Source organism: Halobacillus sp. HZG1 (genome assembly GCF_035818575.1).
Lineage (GTDB): Bacteria > Bacillota > Bacilli > Bacillales > Halobacillaceae > Halobacillus > Halobacillus litoralis.
The window spans coordinates 2,501-17,256 of record NZ_JAYLVQ010000064.1; the positions used below are offsets into that span (position 1 = coordinate 2,501).

Genomic DNA, 14,756 nt, shown 5'->3' on the forward strand with positions numbered 1-14,756 from the left:
CTTGATGGAGAATTGGCTCCATCAACTGAAGGAACTGGACGAACCTGTTCTTTTCCTCAGTCAGGATATAGCTGTGCATGATGAAAAGATTGTCGAGATTCTTGGCGATCAGGCGGTTCTTCCGAAAGCTCCTTATCACTATGCACGACCTGCCATCATCGGTTCTATAGCAGAAGAAAAGGAACCCGGCCCGTTGCATGACCTCGTTCCGAACTATTTGCGGATTCCTGAGGCGGAAGCTAAATGGTTGGAGCAGCAGGGGAAGAAGTAGGATGGCGACAATCAGGAGAATGACGAAGGATGATGTAGAAGCTGTTATGGAAGTCGAAAAGGCTTCTTTTGCCGTACCGTGGTCGGAGGAAACTTTTGAAAAAGAGATGGAAGACAATCCTTACGCGTATTATTATGTCGTAGAAAAACAGGACGCGATCATTGGATACTGTGGTTTGTGGTTGATCATTGATGAGGCTCATGTCACGAATATCGCCATTCATCCAGACCATAGAGGAAACAAGTATGGAGAGCGTTTGTTCCGCCATACGTGTAACGAAGCGATTGAGCATGGAGCAATCCAGCTGTCGCTTGAAGTGAGAGTTTCAAATACAGCCGCGCAGCATATGTACCGGAAGTTCGGGATGGTACCTGGAGGAATCCGAAAGAGATACTACTCGGACAATGGTGAAGATGCGTTAGTGATGTGGGTGGGGTTAAAATGAAGGAAGATCAATACATTTTAGCGATTGAGACGAGTTGTGATGAAACAGCCGTAGCAATTGTCAAAAACGAAACAGAACTGATGACGAACATCGTCGCTTCTCAAATAGAAAGTCATAAGCGTTTCGGAGGTGTGGTACCGGAAATTGCCTCCAGGCACCATATCGAACAGATGACGATTACACTTGAAGAAGCCCTTGAAGACGCGGGGATGACCATTGATGATATGGATGCCATTGCGGTAACGGAAGGACCTGGACTGGTCGGTGCCCTTCTTGTTGGTGTCAATGCAGCGAAATCAATCGCTTTTGCTAAACAGAAGCCGCTTGTGGGCGTGCATCATATTGCGGGTCATATCTATGCCAACCGTTTGGAAAAGGAATTTGAATTTCCGCTTCTTTCCCTTGTTGTATCCGGCGGGCACACGGAGCTTGTGTTGATGGGTGAACATGGATCCTTTGAAATCATCGGTGAAACGCGCGATGATGCCGCAGGGGAAGCGTATGACAAAGTAGCGCGAACGCTGAAGCTTCCCTACCCAGGCGGACCTCAAATCGACCGCCTCGCTCAAGAAGGGGAAGAGACGATTGATTTCCCTCGTGCCTGGCTGGAAGATGGATCCTATGATTTCAGTTTCAGCGGATTGAAATCAGCTGTGATCAACCGTCTCCACAAAGCGAAGCAGCGGGATGAATATTTAAAACCTGAGGATGTGGCCGCAAGCTTTCAAGCAAGTGTTGTGGACGTGTTATCCACAAAAGCGTTCCGTGCGGCCGAGGAGTATGGTGTAAAGCAAATGATCGTCGCTGGTGGTGTTGCTGCCAATAAGGGATTAAGAGCAGCCCTGCAGGAGAAATTCAAAGACAGCGAAACAGAGTTGCTTATACCACCGCTTCATTTGTGCACAGACAATGCCGCTATGATTGCTGCGGCTGGAGCTGTTGCGTACAATCAGGGTCACCGGGCTGGATGGGATTTGAATGCCAATCCAGGACTGGATCTCGAGCTTTTTGGTGCACGTAAAAAGTAAGGTCGTGAACAGGAACGATCAAAGCTCTCCTTTTAAATAAGGAGAGCTTTTCCCTTTTCATAGGGAGTGTGTATAAGTTTGAGAGACATACAGGGAGATATTTATCCACATGTGTATAAACATACAGTGGATAAATTATCAGTGGATAAGTAGAAACAGGAAAGAAAACGGTACCAATTTTGTGGATAAATACAAGTGTTTTTGTGGATAATGTGCATAACCCTGTTGAAAACTGTTAATAAAGCTATTCAACTGTTGAAAACTATGTGGATACTGAATCATCATTCATACACGAATATACATGTGAGCAGAATCCATCAATAAAAAAGAATAGAATGATATTTGTGGAAAAAAATGGTGTACCAGGTCATCCATATTTTGGATGACCTGGTACACCTGTTTCTGTCAGTGATCAGTCATGGAGGGTTTCCCATTCTTCCATGAGAGCTTCGAGTTTGGTTTGCAGCTGTGTGTTGTCTTCTGTGATTTCCAGGGATCTTTCGTGGTCCTGAAAGATGTCCGGATCACAGAGGAGCTCTTCGTTTTCTTCAAGTCTCGCTTCCAACTGTTCAATTTCTTCTTCAATTTCAGCGATGCGTCGATTTTTCTTCCGCTCTTCCCGTTTCGCAGCTTTGTCTTCTTCAAAACTGTTCTTCTGCTGCACTTCCTGCTGCTTCGGTTCGTTCTGCAGGCGTTCCGCTTCTTCGATCTGCTGCAGCTCGTACTCTTCCCGCTTCTTATCAACATAGTAATCATAATCACCAAGGAACAGGCGGGTCTCTTCAGGATTCATCTCCACAACCTGAGTCGCAATCTTGTTGATAAAGTAACGGTCGTGGGAAACGAATAAAAGGGTGCCAGGATAATCCACAAGCGCTGCTTCCAACACTTCCTTACTATCAAGATCGAGGTGGTTGGTCGGCTCATCGAGAATCAAGAAGTTCGCTTCCTGCATCATCAGTTTGGCTAAGGACAGTCTCGCTTTTTCGCCACCACTGAGCGCAGAAACAGGCTTCAGCACATCTTCTCCTGAGAAAAGGAAGTTGCCGAGGATGGTGCGGATATCCTTTTCGTTTTTCATCGGATATTCGTCCCAGAGCTCGTTCAAAACCGTTTTCGTTGAATTCAGCTTTGTCTGCTCCTGATCGTAATAACCGATTTGCACGTTCGTTCCGATCAGCTTTTCACCTTTCGACTGTTCCAAATCTCCGATGAGTGTCTTCAATAACGTCGTCTTTCCGACGCCATTTGGACCGACAAGCGCCACAGAATCGCCACGGTTCAAATCAAGGGATACGTTGTCAAAAAGGTAGTCATCGCTATCATCATAACGGAACGCATAGTTGCGCAGCTTCAACACATCATTGCCGCTTCGTTTCGCTATCTGGAAACTGAACTTCGCCGATTGGTTGTCGTCCTTCGGTTTTTCAAGCTTGTCCATTTTCTCCAGCTGCTTGCGGCGGCTTTGTGCTCGTTTACTTGTCGTCGCCCGGACGATGTTCTTCTGAATGAAATCTTCCATCCGCTTGATTTCTTCCTGCTGCTTTTCAAAGCGTTTGAGTTCCTGCTCATAGTCCGCTTCTTTCTTTTTCAAATAATCGCTGTAGTTGCCGTGGTACCGCTTGGATGATTGAAACGCGATTTCGTAGACGGTATTGACGATCTTGTCCAGGAAGTAGCGGTCGTGGGAGACGATGACGACGGCTCCTTGATAGCCCTGCAGGTAACCTTCAAGCCAGCTCAGTGTATCGATGTCCAAGTGGTTCGTCGGCTCATCGAGGATGAGGACATCCGGACTGGTAAGCAGCAGCTTTCCGAGCGCGAGGCGCGTTTTCTGTCCTCCACTCAAGGAGTTGATCGGTGTATCCCAGTTGAAGTTTTTGAAATTCAACCCGTTCAACACGCCGCGGATATCTGCTTCATACTGATAACCGCCAGCCGTCTTGAAATATTCCTGTTTCCGGTCGTAATCCGCCAGCAGCTGCTGGTAGCGCTTCTGATCGTCGAGCAGGTCGGGGTCCGCCATCTGCACTTCCATGGAGCGGAGTTCTTTCTCCAGGTCCTTCAGGTGTTCAAACACCTTCTCCATCTCGTTCCAAATGGTCTCCTCTGACTGCAGCCCTGTATTTTGGGCCAGGTAGCCCATCGTGGTTTCTTTCGGTTTGAAAATATTGCCCTCATCGTGGCTCATTTCACCAGCCATCATTTTGAGCAAGGTCGATTTTCCTGCTCCGTTCCGACCGACGATGGCGATCCGGTCGTTCATCTGTACTTCCAATTTGATATTCGATAAAATCAACTCGGCGCCGAAACGCTTCGTCAATTGGTTCAATTGCATGAGAATCATGTCGTTTCACCTCAATAAAATCAGTGTATCTCATAGGCGCATCCCCTAGCAACACAATGCTCCTGAAGTATGTGAAATCTTTAACGACTTCCGTTTGATTTTTTGGTAGAATAAGAGTAGTGTTTCAATCAGTACTGTTTACAAAAAGGGGTAGAAGAAAATGGCGGAGTTCAGTCATTTTAATGACCAGGGTCGCGCCCGTATGGTAGATATTTCAGACAAAAAAGATTCTGTACGGACGGCCGTCGCAGCAACAAGTGTACAAGTGAACGAAGAGATTTATCATAAAATCACCAACCATGAGATCGGAAAAGGGGACGTGCTCTCCGTGGCCCAGGTCGCGGGCATCATGGCAGCTAAAAACACGTCCGACTGGATTCCCATGTGCCATCCGTTATCTTTAAAAGGCATCGATGTGTCCTTTGATTGGGATACTGAAGATCAGCCGACCTTACACATCGAGGTTTCCGTCAAAACGAAGGGAAGCACAGGGGTGGAAATGGAAGCGCTAACGGCCGCCTCCGCCACAGCTCTCACGGTTTACGATATGTGCAAAGCGTTAGATAAAGGAATGGTCATCGGCCCGACCTACTTGAAAGAAAAGACAGGCGGGAAGAACGGCGACTACACGAGAAACAGGTAAAGGAGTCCGGTGCTAATGGATATCGAACAAACGAAGATTCCACAGGCGACAGCGAAGCGGCTGCCGCTCTATTATCGCTTTTTGAATAACCTTCATACCCAGGGCAAACTGCGTGTGTCTTCGAAGGAACTGAGCGATGCGGTGAAAGTCGATTCAGCGACGATCCGCCGCGATTTTTCCTATTTCGGAGCACTCGGGAAAAAAGGATACGGCTACAACGTCGAGTATTTGCTCTCCTTTTTCAGGAAAACGCTCGACCAGGATGAAACGACACGTGTCGCGTTAATTGGTGTCGGAAATCTGGGAACGGCATTTTTGAACTACAACTTCACGAAAAACAACAATACGAAAATCGAAATCGCCTTCGATGCGAACGACGAGCGTGTTGGTTCTGAAGTAGGTGGAGTCGGGGTCGAGCACATCGACGACTTAGAAGAAAAACTCGGCGACATTTCTGTTGCCATTCTTACGGTTCCCTCATCTGCTGCGCAAGGGATTGCCGACAGATTGGTGAATGCGGGGATCTCCGGAATCCTCAACTTTACACCGGCGAGAATCAGCGTGCCATCGAATGTCAGAGTCCATCATATCGACCTTGCCATCGAGCTGCAGGCTCTCGTTTATTTCCTGAAGCATTATCCACTGAACGAAGGGGAAGTAGAGGAAGACCAATAAGAAGGACATACGAGTGTGAAATCATTTTGGTTTCTCACTCTTTTTTTAGGAGGAAAGGGTTTGGAAACATTATCGTTTGGTTCAGAAACAGAAAGATTGGTCATTAGACCGCTTGAGAAAGGCGATTATGAAAGCTGGCTCCAAGGATATGAGGAACGTTTTCCTTCCAGGCGCCGCCATGATGAAGGCCGTCTTGATATGAGTGTTTGTACGAAAGAGTGGTTTGATGAGCTCGTGGAGAAACATCAGCAGTTGGCGATGAACGATACCGCCTATGTCTTCGGTGTTTTTCTGAAGGAAGACCGTACCCATGTGGGGATGATCGATTTTTCTACCTTAGTAAGATATGATTTCCAGTGGGGAAGAATCGGGTATGCGCTGCATAATCAGCATTGGGAGAAGGGTTATGGCAAGGAAGCGGTTGCTGAAGCGTTAAGGATTGCTTTTGATCAATTGAATTACCACAGGGTCGAGGCCCATATCAATTTGGATAATGCGCCTTCCATCAAGATGGCAGAGAGTATCGGCCTTGAGTATGAATGCACCCGGAAAGGGTTCATCCATGAGTTTGGGGAATGGACGGACAACTTGATTTATTATAAAAATGCAGAATAAAAAAGAAGCTCAGCCTGACGCTGAGCTTCTTTTTATGTTATTCGGTATTTTCTTTCCAGCTTTTGTCCATGAGCATCTTACCCGGCCACGTGTAGGCCATGATGCCGCCGTCAGCGGTGATGTCTTCACCTGTCACATACGAACTCTCATCAGAAGCAAGGAACAGGGCGATGTTCGCCATTTCTTCCGGACGTCCCAGGCGTCCCATCGGAGTAACCCATTTATTCGCTTCACGGAACTCCCGGCCTTCTTCTTCCTGCTTGGACCCTGCAAGTTCCTGAACGAGCGGCGTTTCGATGGTACCCGGAGAAATCGAGTTGACACGGATGCCTTCCCGCGCATAGTCGATCGCCATCGCTCTTGTAAAGTTGGTGATGCCGCCCTTAGCTGCATTGTATCCGGAGCGGTCGAGATCTGCGGCCTGGCCGGACATGGATGATGTATTGATGACAGAGCCTCCATTTTCAAGCATGAGGGGGAGAATGTATTTGCTCGTCAAGAACGTACCTCTCAAATCGACGGCAATGATTTTATCAAAGAGTTCCACAGGATATTCGTGGACCTTTCCGCCTTCCTGATCGACGCCCGCATTGTTGAACAGGATGTCAACTTTCCCGTAATGCTCTTTTACGTAATTGGCGAACTGCTGGACACTATCCACATCAGAAACATCAAGCTCGACAGCTTCTGCTTTTCCACCTTCGTTCTTTACTTCATCCACGGTTTTTTGTACTTCTTCTACGTTAATATCCCCGCAAACGACCGTTGCACCTTCACTGGCAAATCGTTTAACGGTTGCCGCTCCTATTCCTGTAGCCGAACCGGTAACGACGGCAATTTTATTATCTAAACGTCCCATATTAAAAGAACCTCCTTCTGTTCGTTGCTATCACTCATACCCGCTCTCAGAATCCCTGTAAACCTCCATGAGAACAGAAGGCGCTTACAGTCGAAACATGCGGAATCATGGTTAACGAACAGCTCAGGTGGTATAGTAAATACTAGTTCGCGTATCGAAAGAAAGCGGGTGAGACGATTGAGTAAACTGCCTCATAAATGGCTCGTGGTCGTGTCGGTCCTTTTCGGGACATTCACGGTCATTTTGAACAATAGTATGCTGAACCCGATTCTGCCGCGCTTCATCGAGATTTTTGAATCCGATGCCGTTGCAGTCGGGTGGATTTTAACGATCTTCATGGTATCGATGGGGATGACAATGCCGCTTACCGGCTATTTCGGTGACCGGTTCGGAAAAAAGAAAGTGTACCTCGTCGGACTCTGTATTTTCCTTGCAGGCTCCACGCTCGGATTCTTTTCATCGACGCTAGGTATGGTCATCTTATCCCGGGCGATCCAGGGAATGGCAGGTGGATTGATGATGCCGATCGCCATGGCGCTCATCTTCAACTCTTTCCCACGCTACGAGCGGGGACTTGCCGTCGGCGTGTACGGTGTTGCCGCCATGGTCGCACCAGCCATCGGACCGACCATCGGTGGATTTCTCATCCAGTATCTCGACTGGCCGTGGTTATTCGCCTTCAACATTCCGTTCGGACTGACGGGACTTATTTTATCTTCAAAATTTCTTGAACGTACCGAAACGGACCCGACGAAGCGGTTTGATCTCGTCGGTTTCCTGATTATTGCGGCAGGCATCGGATCGGTGCTGTTTGCCTTAGGAAGGGGAAGGACGCTTGAGACGTTGTTCGATCCGTTGAACATTGCATTGATTGTGGGTGGACTGATCGCCATCGTCCTTTTCGTTTTTTACGAAAACCGTCAGGAGGATCCACTGCTGAACTTATCCGTCTTCAAAGTGCCGACCTATTCCGTTTCGATCGTTGTCACTTCAGCCGCATCCATCGGCTTGTTCTCAGGGATTTTCCTGCTGCCATTACTGATTCAAAATGTGTATGGTCTAAATGAAGTCATGACTGGACTCTTATTCCTTCCGGCTGCTGCCGCGAGTGGAGTGTTCATGTCCATCGGTGGACGGATTCTCGATAAAAAGGGACCGAAATACGTCGTGCCACCGGGCCTTACCATCATGGCGCTTGCGACCCTTGGGTTGAGCTTTTTACAGTTGTCCACCCCGTATTGGCTGATCCTTTTGTTAAATACGGTGAGAGGCCTTGGAATGGGAATGGGGAACATGCCGGCAACGACTTCGGGTATGAACAGCATTCCGGAACATCTGGTTGCTCAAGGCTCTGCGATGAACAACATCATCCGGCAGATTTCCTCTTCCCTGGGGATCGTGTTTTTCTCCATTTATTATGAAGTGAGACGGGCGCAAGTATCTGCGAATCCGGATATCGATATGCAGGCAGCCACTCTGCAGACGCTCAATGAAGCGTTTCTCGTATCTGCGATTGTGCTGATCATCGCAATTCCGTTTTCGTTCATATTAAAAGGGGTGCAGGATGATCAAGAAGAGCAGGAAGCATAAAAAAAGCAGGCCCACACGTGTGGACCTGCTTTTTTTGCGACATTATTTCTTTTTGGCATTTTTAATCTTGTTGTGAAGATTGAAAAGCCGAATCGCTACGGCAATGTTGAATGTCGCGACAATGGCCAGAATGATGGTCATCGCATTCCATACCGTTTCTTCTGCCGACTGGGCGGCGATGTAGGTGAATGCGACACCCATCATCATGTAAAGAAAAGCCATGAATAAGGGTGATGTTCTCATATTATAAAAAGCCTCCAATAAAGATGGTCTCCAGCTGTTCCTGCATGCGGCGGATATCCTCTTCAGTGAGGAAGTACTGCGAAACGACAACAAACGAGTTCATCGCCATATGAGCCACGATTGGTGTAATAATTCGTTTTGTTTTGACATAAAGGAAGGCGAAAACGACTCCCATGGAGAAGTAGACTAACATGTGGCTGAAATCGAAATGGAACGCTCCGAAGACGAGAGCGGATACGAGCACGGCCAGCCAGAAATTCGTTCGCTTATAAATCGAACCGAAAATGATTTTACGGAAGATGATCTCTTCCGTTATCGGTGCGAATACGACAGGAAGGAGGATGAATAACGGCGATTCGCGGGCGATTTCCATCAATCCCATGGTATTCTCAGATCCTGGTGAAACACCGAACAATTCACGTTCAATGGTTGCGGCAATGGCTTGGGCGAATAAGGCTAAAAAGACACCGGCAATCGACCAGAGGACGACTTTCCCCGGTCCTGCTTTATCCTCGCTCCGGGCTAATGCATCCTTTGGATTGCGGCGGAGCAGAAGAAGAATGATAATGGTGGCAATCGTAAAACTGAACACAGACCAGACAGCAATCGCATCGAAGCGGGACATCCCCGCAGCCTTGACGAGAACCGGGACAGCCGCAATGGCAGAAATCTGTGTGATGAGATAGGTCACAATGATGTACCAATAATGTTTCGGCATAAAGGCACGACTCCTTTTATAAATACCTTTTAATAGCTTCAATATACATACTTTATGTATTCTATCACAGTTTCAAAACCAGACGTAAGGAATAAGGGTCAGTGTAAGAATTTTGTCGAAAAAGAAGTGCAAAATTTCTATAGTTTCTACTTGAAAAACGATAGGGAATTGCTTATTATAATAATTGTGTTAGCACTCATCATTGACGAGTGCTAATAAACGACAAAAATTTGAAACAACCATATCAAGGAGGGTGTCCTAATTGTTAAAGCCACTTGGTGATCGTATTGTTATTGAACTAGTTGAAGAAGAGCAGACTACTGCGAGCGGAATCGTACTTCCGGACTCTGCGAAAGAAAAGCCACTAGAAGGTAAAGTTGTTGCTGTCGGCACAGGCCGCATTACAGACAACGGCGAAAAAGTAGCACTGGAAGTCGCACAAGGCGACCGCGTGATCTATTCTAAATTCGCAGGTACAGAAGTGAAGTATGAAGGCAGCGAATACTTGATTCTGCGCGAATCAGATGTACTAGCTGTTATTCAGTAGTCACTATTCCTATAAAAATACTTAAGAGATACGATTTTAATGAGGAGGGCATTTTAAATGGCTAAAGAAATCAAATTTAGTGAAGACGCACGCCGCTCTATGCTGCGTGGTGTAGATACATTAGCAAATGCTGTTAAAGTTACACTTGGACCAAAAGGACGTAACGTCGTACTTGATAAGAAATTCGGTTCTCCACTCATCACTAACGATGGTGTGACAATCGCTAAAGAAATCGAACTTGAAGACCACTTCGAAAACATGGGTGCACAACTGGTTTCTGAAGTAGCTTCTAAAACAAACGACGTTGCTGGTGACGGTACAACGACAGCAACGGTTCTTGCACAGGCAATGATCCGTGAAGGTCTTAAAAACGTTACATCCGGCGCAAACCCTGTAGGTATTCGTAAAGGTATCGAGAAAGCGACTGCTGTAGCAACAGAAGAGCTTCGCAAAATCTCTAAACCTATCGAAGGCCGCGATTCAATCGCACAGGTAGCAAGCATTTCTGCTGCTGACAATGAAGTCGGCCAGCTGATTGCTGAAGCGATGGAGCGCGTAGGTAACGATGGTGTTATCACAATTGAAGAATCTAAAGGTTTCAACACAGAACTAGAAGTGGTTGAAGGTATGCAGTTCGACCGCGGCTATGCTTCACCTTACATGGTTACTGACCAGGATAAGATGGAAGCGGTTCTTGAAGATCCTTACATTCTAATTACAGATAAGAAGATCAACAACATCCAGGAAGTCCTTCCTGTACTTGAGCAAGTGGTTCAACAATCCAAGCCACTTCTATTGATCTCTGAAGACGTTGAAGGCGAAGCACTTGCAACACTTGTTGTGAACAAACTTCGTGGTACATTCAACGCAGTAGCTGTTAAGGCTCCTGGATTCGGTGACCGTCGTAAAGCGATGCTTGAAGATATCGCGACACTTACAGGCGGCCAGGTGATTACAGAAGATCTTGGGCTAGAATTGAAGAATACAACGATCGACCAGCTTGGACGCGCGTCTAAAGCAGTCATCACTAAAGAAAATACAACCATCGTCGAAGGTGCAGGTAACCCTGAGCAGATCTCTTCCCGCGTTGCTCAAATCCGTGCCCAGTCAGAAGAAACAACTTCTGAATTCGACAAAGAGAAACTACAAGAGCGCCTTGCTAAGCTTTCTGGCGGCGTAGCTGTCATCAAAGTCGGTGCGGCAACAGAAACAGAATTGAAAGAGCGTAAACTACGTATCGAAGACGCCCTGAACTCTACGCGAGCAGCAGTAGAAGAAGGAATCGTTGCCGGTGGTGGTACAGCGCTTGTCAACATCATCAACTCTGTAGAAGGTCTTGGCCTTGTAGACGACGAAGCAACAGGTGCAAGCATCGTACTTCGTGCGCTTGAAGAGCCGGTTCGCCAAATCGTTCACAACGCAGGTCTTGAAGGATCCATCATCGTTGAGCGTCTGAAAGCCGAAGAAGTCGGCGTAGGCTTCAACGCTGCCACAGGCGAATGGGTGAACATGGTTGAACAAGGGATCGTTGACCCTACAAAAGTTACACGTTCTGCGCTTCAAAACGCAGCATCCGTAGCCGCTATGTTCTTGACAACAGAAGCGGTAGTCGCTGATCATCCAGAAGAGGATAATGGCGGCGGCATGCCTGACATGGGTGGCATGGGCGGAATGGGCGGCATGATGTAATCATGCCCCCATGACCCTTGATATCAAGGGTTTAGCTTCACCCCAAAAGTCAAAATGACATACTTTTGACATACCTGGCGGACAAAACACTATAAATCTAACGAGCCTCTCATAAGTTCACTGAACTTTTGGGAGGCTTTTTCTTCCATGTTTTCAGTAATGTGCGCGTATATATTCATGGTTGTGTTTATATCTCCATGACCTAATCGTTGTTGAATTTCTTTAACTCCTACACCTGCTTCAATTAATAGAGATGTGTGGGTGTGTCGCAAGGAGTGTGGGGTAAGTTCCTTATGGATACCACTAATTTTTAATAAACGTCTCATATGGGTGTTTACGGTCTTTAAAAACTCAGGGTATCCCAGGTTCTGAACTTCCTTAGCAAAGACAAAGTCCAATTGAGTATATTCGTTCTTCATTTTCTCAATGAGATCATCTTGGTGTTCTTTGTGTCTTTTAAGGACCTCAATAACTCCAGCGTCCATTTTTAGCGTTCTGATCGATCCTTTAGTTTTGGGAGTCAGTAGTTGATACTCTTTTGTTCTATTGTTGGGATTGTAATACGTTTTTGTTACTCTTAAGGTTTTTTTATACATATCTATATCCGACCATTTTAAGGCGATTAGCTCACCCACTCGTAATCCACTATAAGCAAGTGTCAAAAACATGGGGTAATCTTTATCAATGCCACTTTCCTTGGCAGCATTTAGAAAACGAATAAGTTCTTCTTTCTCCATAAATTTGATTTCCCCTTTACTGCTTTCCACCTCCTCAACGGTTTCTACTTTACGTGGGATTTTTGCAAAGTCACAAGGACTGTCCTTAATTATGTTAAATTCCACAGCTTTCCTAAAAACCATTCTACCTGTTGCATGAATACCATCTAGAGTATTAAACGCATAGCCTGCATTATGAAGGGAAGCAAGCATGGCTTGATACTGTTTACGCGTGATATCTTTTATTTTTTTATTTCCGAAGAACCTATTTAAGTGATCCAAGTTATGCTGTCGATTTCTCACAGAACTAATTTTAGCGGTATCACGATAAGTCTTAAGCCACTCTAAAGTAAATTCCTGAAAGGTAATATTTTGTTCTTTAACATATGTGTTTTCAAATACTTCCTTTTCTACTTCAGCTGCGGCCATCTGAGCTTCTTTTTTTGTCTTGAACCCTCCTTTAGATGTAAATTTCTTTTTCCCAGTAGACGGATCTACTCCCGTATATATTTGGAAATACCATTTGTTACCTCTTTTCCGGTAATTAGCCATATTTATCCCTCCTTCCTTAGATTAATCAAATTAGACTTATCCGACGGTACAATTCGACTCTTAATTTTTTCTAAACGCTCAATACAAACTTTTCTTGGAATCATAAAGTCATGTGACAACTGATCGATAATAGCTGGATTTGAAAGGTTATAATCATTAATCATATGAGTGGGGAGCGAGGCGTATAGAGTGAAGTGCCTAGCATCCCTTTCCTGAAGTTCATAAAAAGAATATGGCATGAAAGATTGTCGACCTGCATGCCTCAAAGCATGACAAAGCTCGTGGAAGAATTGCTCTCGTTGGTGTATATAAGGGAGGCGACTATCTAATACGATTTCTTGAAACTTCCCTACCCTCATGTAACTAGCTTGAGTAGGTCTACAAGTCACAAATATTTGGGACTCGGATCCAATGGTGTAAACATTTAAATCGTCCGGCTCTGTAAATTTGTGGCTTTTATACCATTGAGTTATTAGGTCTTCTAGAATTGTGGTTGTGTAGTAAGGAAACCTCAAACTAATCACCATCCTTATAAGCATTATACGAACATGTGTTCTATTAATCAATATTTAATTACATTAATTGGATATAAATACAGGCTTACTGTAAAGGACATTTGGAATTCTTTTTCTGTAAAATTCTAAAGTATAGGATTTCATCTTCAGAACCATAATGAAATTAAGATTCATAGTTTTGGAGAGTGATAGAAGATGTTCTTATCAGAAGCTTGGGAAAAGTATTATGTCGATAAAAAGATTGAAGGTTATTCGTTGCTAACTTTAAAAACCTATTGCTTACAGTTCAATATGTTGGTGAAATACTTTGGAGACGTTAATACAGAAGAGGTAGTTATTGATCATTTAAAGAGCTACCTGGTTGAGGTGGGTGGACATTTGAAGCCTTCCAGTCTTGGAAACAAGGTTAGGTTCCTTCGATCCTTTTTCAAGTGGCTACATGAAGAGGGTGTTATCAAGGAAAATCCAGCTAAAAAATTAAAAGAACCTAAAGTTGGCAAGAGAATCCCAAAATTTCTAACGGAGATGGAAATTGAACAACTTAGAGACTCATGCTTAACTTCCATGGAAAAGGCACTTTTCGAATTTTTTTATTCAACTGGGTGTCGTATCGGAGAGGTAGTGAATCTGAATAGAGAGGATGTCAATTTCTCTGCAAGATCGGTTATTGTAAAAGGAAAAGGAGATAAAGAAAGAGAAGTCTACTTTAGTATTCGTTGTTCTCTATGGCTACAAAGATATATAGAGGAGCGCAAGGATCATGATGAATGTTTATTTATTACCGAGAGAAGACCTAAAAAGAGAATGAGCATTGAAATTATCCGATATATTATTAAACGGATCTCCATTCGCGCTGCTATTAATAAAGAAATACATCCTCATCAATTAAGACACAGTTATGCTACCCACATGCTTAATAATGGAGCGCCAATTGAAGTAATCCAAAGCTTGTAAGGGCATGAGAAAAGTGAAACAACTAAAATATATGCACAATTAAGTGGTAAATTAAGACAGGATTTCTACAGTAAATATTTCTAGAAGGCGTGCCTATTCCAAATGGTGCGCCTTCTGTTTGTTGTAAGAGAGGCTTGTAGATAAGAGAAGGATTTGAAATAATTGGTATTAAGTAACATTTGAATATCTCGAAACTGAGTCTTCCAGAAACGGGCAGGTTAGTTGAAGACTCAGTTTCGAGATGTTGAGTTGAAAACAACATTTAGTCAATTGGAGTTCTAATTATAACTCTAATTAAATTCAAAAATTCAAGTTAGTTACTTAATTATCGTTGCTACTCCAAAACCAG

Annotated in this window: 15 protein-coding genes and 1 pseudogene (1 of these 16 cut by a window edge); 10 read left to right on the top strand and 6 right to left on the bottom strand. The window is 44.9% G+C overall.

What is annotated here, in order from left to right; genetic code table 11:
• The 3 genes in view from tsaB to tsaD are tightly spaced (at most 1 nt apart) and all read left to right on the top strand, a layout consistent with a single transcriptional unit that may run on beyond the window.
• A protein-coding gene (tsaB, locus tag VKA52_RS12170) for a tRNA (adenosine(37)-N6)-threonylcarbamoyltransferase complex dimerization subunit type 1 TsaB (RefSeq protein WP_326315835.1) crosses the window boundary here: on the top strand, window positions 1-271 show its 3' end. 416 nt of this gene lie to the left of the window's left edge; 271 of the gene's 687 nt are visible here — the last part of the coding sequence; its start codon lies beyond the left edge, outside the window; the stop codon is at window positions 269-271.
• 1 nt (window position 272) lies between these two features.
• Window positions 273-716 (top strand): ribosomal protein S18-alanine N-acetyltransferase, encoded by a 444-nt coding sequence (gene rimI, locus VKA52_RS12175; RefSeq protein WP_160916012.1) that lies wholly within the window; start codon window positions 273-275, stop codon window positions 714-716.
• Window positions 713-1,744: a tRNA (adenosine(37)-N6)-threonylcarbamoyltransferase complex transferase subunit TsaD gene (tsaD, locus tag VKA52_RS12180; RefSeq protein WP_160916011.1), complete on the top strand. Its 1,032-nt coding sequence runs from the start codon at window positions 713-715 to the stop codon at window positions 1,742-1,744. The genes rimI and tsaD overlap by 4 nt, the downstream gene beginning before the upstream one ends.
• Window positions 1,745-2,156: 412 nt before the next feature.
• Here the strand turns inward: tsaD and VKA52_RS12185 are convergent, their stop codons facing one another.
• Window positions 2,157-4,091 carry an ABC-F family ATP-binding cassette domain-containing protein gene (locus tag VKA52_RS12185; RefSeq protein ID WP_326315836.1) on the bottom strand — a complete coding sequence of 645 codons (1,935 nt, stop codon included), beginning with the start codon at window positions 4,089-4,091 and terminating at the stop codon, window positions 2,157-2,159.
• A gap of 160 nt (window positions 4,092-4,251) precedes the next feature.
• On the opposite strand from VKA52_RS12185, the gene moaC reads away from it, so the two are divergent.
• From moaC to VKA52_RS12200, 3 genes are read left to right on the top strand one after another with little or no spacing between them, the layout of a single operon-like run.
• Window positions 4,252-4,734 carry a cyclic pyranopterin monophosphate synthase MoaC gene (gene moaC / locus VKA52_RS12190; protein ID WP_326315837.1) on the top strand — a complete coding sequence of 161 codons (483 nt, stop codon included), beginning with the start codon at window positions 4,252-4,254 and terminating at the stop codon, window positions 4,732-4,734.
• A 15-nt stretch (window positions 4,735-4,749) separates the two neighbouring features.
• Entirely contained in the window at window positions 4,750-5,409 is a 660-nt protein-coding gene (locus VKA52_RS12195; RefSeq protein WP_326315838.1) for a redox-sensing transcriptional repressor Rex, read from the top strand.
• A gap of 60 nt (window positions 5,410-5,469) precedes the next feature.
• A complete protein-coding gene (locus tag VKA52_RS12200) occupies window positions 5,470-6,024 on the top strand; it encodes a GNAT family N-acetyltransferase (RefSeq protein WP_160916002.1) in 555 nt (184 codons plus the stop codon).
• Window positions 6,025-6,061: 37 nt separating this feature from the next.
• Here VKA52_RS12200 and VKA52_RS12205 read toward each other — a convergent pair whose 3' ends face one another.
• On the bottom strand, window positions 6,062-6,883 hold the full coding sequence (locus VKA52_RS12205) for an SDR family oxidoreductase (RefSeq protein WP_326315839.1): 822 nt from the start codon (window positions 6,881-6,883) through the stop codon (window positions 6,062-6,064).
• A 177-nt stretch (window positions 6,884-7,060) separates the two neighbouring features.
• On the opposite strand from VKA52_RS12205, the gene VKA52_RS12210 reads away from it, so the two are divergent.
• The gene (locus VKA52_RS12210; protein ID WP_160915998.1) at window positions 7,061-8,473 is read left to right on the top strand and encodes an MDR family MFS transporter; all 1,413 of its coding nucleotides are present in this window, start codon (window positions 7,061-7,063) and stop codon (window positions 8,471-8,473) included.
• Between the two features lie 42 nt (window positions 8,474-8,515).
• On the opposite strand, the gene VKA52_RS12215 is transcribed toward VKA52_RS12210, so the two are convergent.
• Together VKA52_RS12215 and VKA52_RS12220 are read right to left on the bottom strand one after the other, a co-directional pair.
• On the bottom strand, window positions 8,516-8,716 hold the full coding sequence (locus tag VKA52_RS12215) for a YdiK family protein (protein WP_089654970.1): 201 nt from the start codon (window positions 8,714-8,716) through the stop codon (window positions 8,516-8,518).
• Between the two features lies 1 nt (window position 8,717).
• On the bottom strand, window positions 8,718-9,434 hold the full coding sequence (locus tag VKA52_RS12220) for a CPBP family intramembrane glutamic endopeptidase (RefSeq protein WP_160915996.1): 717 nt from the start codon (window positions 9,432-9,434) through the stop codon (window positions 8,718-8,720).
• A gap of 262 nt (window positions 9,435-9,696) precedes the next feature.
• Between VKA52_RS12220 and groES the strand changes: the two genes are divergently transcribed.
• Both groES and groL read left to right on the top strand, forming a co-directional pair.
• Window positions 9,697-9,981 carry a co-chaperone GroES gene (gene groES / locus VKA52_RS12225; RefSeq protein ID WP_089654972.1) on the top strand — a complete coding sequence of 95 codons (285 nt, stop codon included), beginning with the start codon at window positions 9,697-9,699 and terminating at the stop codon, window positions 9,979-9,981.
• Between the two features lie 57 nt (window positions 9,982-10,038).
• Complete coding sequence (groL, locus tag VKA52_RS12230; RefSeq protein ID WP_160915994.1) at window positions 10,039-11,670, top strand: chaperonin GroEL; 1,632 nt, start codon at window positions 10,039-10,041, stop codon at window positions 11,668-11,670.
• 89 nt (window positions 11,671-11,759) lie between these two features.
• Here the strand turns inward: groL and VKA52_RS12235 are convergent, their stop codons facing one another.
• On the bottom strand, window positions 11,760-12,938 hold the full coding sequence (locus VKA52_RS12235) for a site-specific integrase (RefSeq protein ID WP_115895040.1): 1,179 nt from the start codon (window positions 12,936-12,938) through the stop codon (window positions 11,760-11,762).
• 2 nt (window positions 12,939-12,940) lie between these two features.
• Entirely contained in the window at window positions 12,941-13,477 is a 537-nt protein-coding gene (locus VKA52_RS12240) for an ImmA/IrrE family metallo-endopeptidase (RefSeq protein ID WP_326315840.1), read from the bottom strand.
• 171 nt (window positions 13,478-13,648) lie between these two features.
• Here VKA52_RS12240 and VKA52_RS12245 point away from each other — a divergent pair.
• Window positions 13,649-14,491, top strand: a pseudogene (locus VKA52_RS12245) (tyrosine-type recombinase/integrase).
• Window positions 14,492-14,756 lie beyond the last annotated feature (265 nt).